Raw genomic sequence first — 648 nt, forward strand, 5'->3', positions numbered from 1 at the left:
CTACCGTGTATACACAAGTCCATCCAGAGCGAGTTTCCAGCCGATAAAGATGGATTCAAATTGTCTTAAACCATGAACAAGGGTAGGCATTCCAGGAGGCCTACCAGAGGTATAACCAGACCATCCACCAAGTCGAGCAATGATCCAAGTAGCCCAGGGCAAACAACCCCGTGGATAAGGATTTTGTAATTTTTTGGTATCGCCTTCAACAGAAGATTGAAGTCCTAATAAACATTGCTGCTGCTTTTGACAAAAGGTAAGCTCGGCAGAAAGTTGAGTATTATCGCGTCCCTCAACCATTTGTAAGGTTCGCACAGCTACGGACAAAGCAAGGATTGTTAGGCGTTGGATTGCAATACTAGACTCTAACTGAGTCGCTTCGATATTCAATCCAGCTTTTTTGAGAGTGGCAAAAAGTTGTTCAATCTTCCATCGCCAACCGTACCACTTAATGACTCGCAGTGCCTGTTCCAAGCAGACAACAACGTGAGTTGTCAGCAACCGCCAATGAATCGGTTCTTGTCCTGCGGGTGGTTGGACTTCCAGAGCTTCAACAGCAAAAAGGGTAACACTAGGAGGATAGCCAAAAACGCCTAATTTATCGGGGCGTTGAATCTCAACTTGTCCACAACGAACAATAAGCATTGC

1 pseudogene is annotated in these 648 nt (G+C 45.4%); it reads right to left on the reverse strand.

What is annotated here, in order from left to right:
* A pseudogene (locus tag ACM0OX_RS35720) lies at nt 1-648 on the reverse strand (IS4 family transposase); the annotation flags it as partial.

It is taken from the genome of Nostoc sp. PCC 9305, assembly GCF_963920915.1.
Lineage (GTDB): Bacteria > Cyanobacteriota > Cyanobacteriia > Cyanobacteriales > Nostocaceae > Nostoc.